At 28.8% G+C, this 6,053-nt stretch carries 5 protein-coding genes and 1 pseudogene; 3 read left to right on the top strand and 3 right to left on the bottom strand.

The genetic code is table 11. The annotated features are described in order from the left end of the window. The 3 genes and pseudogenes from BSV1_RS00285 to arcA form a co-directional block, all read right to left on the bottom strand. A pseudogene (locus BSV1_RS00285) lies at positions 1-818 on the bottom strand (YfcC family protein); the annotation flags it as partial. A 51-nt stretch (positions 819-869) separates the two neighbouring features. Beyond that, a complete protein-coding gene (argF, locus tag BSV1_RS00280; protein WP_008882137.1) occupies positions 870-1,853 on the bottom strand; it encodes an ornithine carbamoyltransferase in 984 nt (327 codons plus the stop codon). A 57-nt stretch (positions 1,854-1,910) separates the two neighbouring features. Continuing rightward, complete coding sequence (gene arcA, locus BSV1_RS00275) at positions 1,911-3,140, bottom strand: arginine deiminase (protein ID WP_008882141.1); 1,230 nt, start codon at positions 3,138-3,140, stop codon at positions 1,911-1,913. Between the two features lie 163 nt (positions 3,141-3,303). On the opposite strand from arcA, the gene BSV1_RS00270 reads away from it, so the two are divergent. Genes BSV1_RS00270 through BSV1_RS00260 form a run of 3 tightly spaced genes read left to right on the top strand, consistent with a single transcriptional unit; the run spans position 3,304 to position 6,045 of the window. Then, positions 3,304-4,920, top strand: coding sequence for a hypothetical protein (locus BSV1_RS00270; protein ID WP_008882143.1), 1,617 nt, complete (start codon positions 3,304-3,306; stop codon positions 4,918-4,920). An 8-nt stretch (positions 4,921-4,928) separates the two neighbouring features. Beyond that, entirely contained in the window at positions 4,929-5,531 is a 603-nt protein-coding gene (locus BSV1_RS00265) for a ribonuclease H family protein (RefSeq protein ID WP_008882103.1), read from the top strand. Beyond that, positions 5,500-6,045 (top strand): hypothetical protein, encoded by a 546-nt coding sequence (locus BSV1_RS00260; protein WP_008882154.1) that lies wholly within the window; start codon positions 5,500-5,502, stop codon positions 6,043-6,045. The genes BSV1_RS00265 and BSV1_RS00260 overlap by 32 nt, the downstream gene beginning before the upstream one ends. Positions 6,046-6,053: the final 8 nt, after the last annotated feature.

The raw sequence follows: 6,053 nt of genomic DNA, 5'->3' as shown, positions 1-6,053 counted from the left end.
AATAAAAGTAAAACTAATTTATGAGCAAAAGTAAACTCAAGAGCATTCTGAGCATTATCTCCAGTAGAAAGTCCATCTTTTTTAACAAAATATTGATAATGTTCATCTTTTTGGGAATACACAAGCGATTTTGAGGGATCCTTTTTAATTTTAGACGCATAAACACAAACATAGATTATAGCAACCAATACTGATACAAAATAAAGAACAATTCTAAAATAAAATCCATCTTGCAAGCTAATAGAAGCTATTGCAGATGCAATTCCTGTCGCAAATGGATTTACAGTAGAGGCCATAGTCCCTACTCCAGCTCCTAAAGCAATAATAGCCGCTCCAACAAGACTATCATAACCCAAAGTCACTATCAAAGGAATCATAACAAAATAAAAAGGAAGGGTCTCTTCACTCATTCCAGTTACAGTTCCACCAATTGAAAAAATAAACATTAACAAAGGAATAAGCAATTTATCTTTGTGCCCCAACTTCTTAATTAAAAAATAAATTCCCGCATCTATTGCTCCGGTTTTCATAATAATCCCATAAGCGCCCCCAACAATTAAAACAAAAACAATAACTTCAACTGCATGTTCCATCCCCTTTGACATTGCAGTTAGAATAGTCATAATAGGATGTAAAAATCCCCTAGGGCCTCGATCTACATATTGATAAGTTCCAGCAACAATTATTTCCCTTTTAGATCCATCACCCATTTGCTTAAATTCTTTATCAAATTTACCGGCAGGAATCACATACGTTAAAATGGTAACAAATACAATTAAAGAAAATATTATTGTAAAACTACTTGGCATTTTGATCATAACGTTTCTCCTAAATAATTTCATAAATTTAATTTCACATAAAAAATAATGTTATCCCAAAGTTGATACCATAATAGCTTTAATGGTATGCACCCTATTTTCAGCCACATCAAAAACAACTGAATTTTTGCTTTCAAAAATTTCTTCTGTAACTTCAATTCCATCAAGTCCGTATTTATCAAAAATATCCTTACCAATCACGGTGCTTAAGTTATGAAAAGCAGGTAAGCAATGCATAAATATTGCATCATCTTTTGCCATGCGCATTATCTCTTTATTAACCTGATAAGGCTTTAGAAGATTTATTCTATCTTCCCAATTACTCTCCCCCATAGATACCCACACGTCTGTATACACAACATCAGCGTATTTAACAGCCTCTTCTTTAGAATCTGTAATTGTAATTTTACCCCCACTCTCTAGGGCTAAAGACCTAGCCTTAATCGTCAAATCAGGGTCTGGAAAAAGCTCTTTGGGAGCAAAAATTCTAAAATCAAGCCCCATAATAGCACAGCCTTTCAATAAAGAATTAGCAACATTCCCCCTACCATCGCCACAAAACACTATTTTAATCCCTTTTAAACTCCCCTTATGTTCTTTTATTGTCATTAAATCGGCTAGTATTTGGGTTGGGTGAGAAATATTTGTCAATCCATTGTAAACAGGAACATTAGAATAATTCGCCAAACATTCAACAGTCTCTTGAGAAAAGCCTCTAAACCCAATAGCATCATACATGCGCCCCAAAACTCTAGCGGTATCTATCATAGACTCTTTTGAGCCTATTTGATTACCCTTAGATCCTAAATAAGTAATATTTGCCCCTTGATCATAAGCTGCAATCTCAAAAGCACACCGGGTCCTTGTTGAATCTTTCTCGAAAATTATAACTATATTTTTACCTTTAAGTTTCTGCACCTCAATTCCTGCATATTTTGACTTTTTTAAATCAATCGATAAATCAAGTAAATATTTAATATCTTTGCTTGTAAAATCTAAAAGATTTAAAAAGCTCCTATTTCGTAAATTATACATCAACCACCAACCTTTACAATCAAGTTTTTAAAAACTCATTTAACTCATGCTTAAATATTAAATATCCTCTCTTACTAAAGGCATAGACATACATCTTGGCCCACCACGACCCCTTGAAAGCTCGCTAGACGGAATTCTGTGAACTTTAATGCCATTTTCTTCAAACAGCTTATTAGTTACATGATTTCTAGAATAAGCAATTACTTCTCCTGGAGCTATCGCCAAAACATTAGCACCATCATTCCATTGTTCTCTTGCACCATGTATTAAATCTCCACCCGCACATTTTATTATGTCAATTTTTCTGCCTAAATAAAAGCTCAAAACATCTTTAAGCTTGGCTTTTTCTTTTTTAATATTAATTTTATTAGAATTTGAATTATAAGTTAAAACATAAATTGAGAAATACATATCATCACTTGTAAAACTTGTAAAAACACTATAATCAATTTGAGTAAAAACTGTGTCTAAGTGCATATAAGCTCTATTTTTTGGAATTTTAAAAGCCAAAATTGTGCTAAATGGAGCCTTATTTTTAAAAAGACTAGCAGCTAGTTTTTCTATAGACCCCGCTTCTGTTCTTTCTGAGATTCCAATAACCAAAAGATCTTTATTTAAAACAAACTCATCCCCACCTTCCAAAGAAGTTTCTTCCCATCTATTAAACCAAATTGGAACATTTTCTTTGTAAGTGAAATGATATTTAAAAATATACTCTGCAAATATTGTCTCTCTACGTCTAACCTTGGTAGACATTTTATTTATTGTAATTCCATTACCAATACTAGCAAAAGGATCTCTGGTAAATAAAACATTGGGCATAGGATCAATAACAAAAAGACTTGACCCATTAACCCAATCATCAAGCGAAAATTCACAATCTTTAAGCTCTTCTCTTGCAACACCGGAAATCATTTTAGAAACCATATTGTCAACAGTTAAATTAGAAAAATAATCTTTTAAAATATTAATTGCACCATCTGTTTTTATTTCTGCTTCCAGAATAAATTGAGATATAAATTTATTTTTGAGCGCTACAGAAGAAGCAAGAACTTCACTAACAAGATCCTCAACATACTCAATTTCAACTGAATTATTTTTTAAAGTATTTACAAAAACTTCATGCTCTTGTCTTGCAACTTTAAGATAAGGAATATCATCAAATAAAAAATTTTTCATAATAACGGGCGTCAAATTTTCCAATTCTTCTCCTGGCCTATGAAGCAAAACTTTTTTCAAACGACCTATTTCCGAAAATATATTTATTGGGTTTAAATATCCTTCCATCGATTCCCCCTTTATGAAAATTATCATATATTAAAATATTATAGTTTATATTAAAAAATATCAACTTTTTTTAAAAAAATTAAAAAATTGCAAAAACAAAAAAGGGATTCTAAAAAACTTTAAATCAAAAACATTGATAAAAAATTATGCTAAAATACTACTCATGAAGGAAATCAATAAATTAATATTATTAATATTAACTGCACACATTTTATTATTCTCTTGTGCCTTAATTACAGATAACAAATCAAAAAATCTAAGCGCATCAGAAATCATATTAACACAAAAAACACCACTGGAAAGCTCTTTAATAAAAAATCCTTCTAATGTAGAATATCGAATACCAATATCCAATATCCAAGAAATTTTAAACAATAATGATAATTCTTTTTTAATAAAACAAACAGCAGCAAAAATCAAAATAAGCCCACAAAAACTTGAAGAAATAAAAAACTATCTAAATGCTTATAAAAACTATCTAAATAATGAAACAGAATGGATAAAGTTTATAGATCAAAGTAGCGTCAATGGAAATCTAACAATTAAAATTGATACTGCTTTTGAAAAAAAAACAAATTTTAATCATACAAATTCAGATAATGAAAATTTAACAGAACTAATAGAACTACAAATGCATCTAGAAAAAGAAATTTTAAACTTAATTGAGCAAACATTTCATGATAAAAATTTAGGATATATACAATTAAGTCACATCAATTCATTCTTTCCTCAAGAAAATATAAACTCAATAACAAAAGAAATAATAGATGGAAAAGAATATGTTGCACCACACATAATAGCAAATCAATTATTAAAAATAAAAGATAAAAAATATTTTGAACAATTTATGCACTTTTTAAAAGTTGAAAACAGCAAAATAAAAACAATAATTGAAAAACAAAAAATTTCAGATCTTCACAATGAACTGTATTATTCAAAACAATCCCCGCCCAGAAGAAGAAAAAGGTCAACTGCCAGCTCCGATAATAACAATAAATACGATATAATACCAAAAATAATAGACCCAAATACAGGCATTGAAATAACTCCTAAAAATTTAAGATCTATTTTATCAAATGGCGACATAATACTAATAAAACCAAAAATAGATTGGACAGAGTTTTTTTATTTTTGGCAACATGTAGGAATATTTGATGAAGAAAAATATGAAGCTACTAAAAAAATTGCATTCGATGGAAATGATAGTTTTGATATAAAATCAATAATTACAAGCAATCAAATCAAATTCGATACAGCATCTACTCAGGGCTCAGGATACGAAAAGCTTTCAACATACGTACAATCAAGAATATTAAAAATATTCTCACCAATAACAGACACAAGAACAATTCAAAAAGCTATTAATTTTGGAAGAAGTAGATACATTGACAATAACTTTGGATATATGGTTCCATTAATATCCTCTAATTTATGGACAGATTCATTCAATCTTGAAGAAATTCACAACAAAACCTATTGCTCTTTAATGGTTGATAAAATATATAAAATAGCAGGACTTAATGTATCAAGAAATTACGAAATTTCGGGAATAATTACTCCTGGAGAAATAAATGCAGCGGCTTACAATTTTTACATGTCTTATACGATTGCAGGAATACTTCCAAGCGTGCTTCCAAAAAGGCTTATTAAACCAACATTAAAAGAAAAATTCATTGGTTACAATAAAGAAATAGTAGATGCAATAGAATTAAAAAAATCGAAAGAAAAAATTTTTGGGAAAGCTTGCAACATTACAAATCTCTGGTGCTCAGGAAGTTAATACTACTCATGAACAAATATTATGCCTGTATTTTGATTAACAGCAATGAAAAAATTATTTTCAAATCCTGGGAAGAATGCAAAACCGCTATTAAAGGAAAAAACAATAAAATAAAAAGCTTCAAAACAATAGAACAAGCTCAAAATTGGCTATTTAATAATGAGAATAAAATAATTAACCATCACCCAAATGGAATATATTTTGATTCTGGAACAGGAAGAGGAAAGGGCGTAGAAATTAGAGTTGTAAACGAAAAAAGAATTTCAATATTGGATAAAATCTTAGATAAATCCTTGATTAATGAATATGGAAATTATTATGTCAAAAATTTTCAAGGAATTAGCAATAATTTTGGGGAACTGCTTGCCCTATATACAGCTCTCAAAATAGCATTAAAAGAAAATATAATAAACATATTTGGTGACAGTAAATTAATAATTGACTATTGGTCAAAAGGAATCTATAATAGCAAAAAATTAACACAAATTACTATTAATTTAATCAAAAAAACAACCGAACTAAGGAAAAAATTTGAAGAACAAGGTGGAAAAATTTCTTTTATTCCAGGAAATGAAAATATTGCAGATCTTGGTTTTCATAAAACTAAATAGAAATATTGTCAAAAAATACATAAAAACAATATTTCTGATTTCAATGGTTTATTTTTATTGTTGTACAACAATAAAAATAAACCATGATTATGAAACTGATTTTAAAGTTCTAGAATCTCCCTCTAAATACATCAACATAGATGTAATTAAAGCTACAAATGAATATATTTATATTCAAATTACAAACAATAGCTTAGACGTAGTAAAAATAAATTGGCAAAACACTAGTCTTAACAACAATAAGATCGTCTTAAAAAAAGAAGATCTTACAATAAACAATGAAACAGGGTATAAAAATAAATACAGAGAGTTTTTTATTGGCCCTAAAACTTCATTTAAATTTAAAGCATATCCATTAAAAATTCATTCTAAAAACAAAAATAGCAATAACTTAAGCTCAGCTATTAAATATCCGTCCATTTTCAAACTCAACATAACAAAAATAGGAATTGAAGCAAAAAAAACAATAAATGTTTTAATAACAAGAACTATAAAAATTAATGTTAATACATGAAAATCGTT

Source organism: [Borrelia] finlandensis (assembly GCF_000181875.2).
GTDB classification, from domain to species: Bacteria; Spirochaetota; Spirochaetia; order Borreliales; family Borreliaceae; genus Borreliella; species Borreliella finlandensis.
The sequence above is the reverse complement of the archived record's forward strand: the minus strand, read 5'-3'. Positions and strand labels throughout refer to the sequence as shown.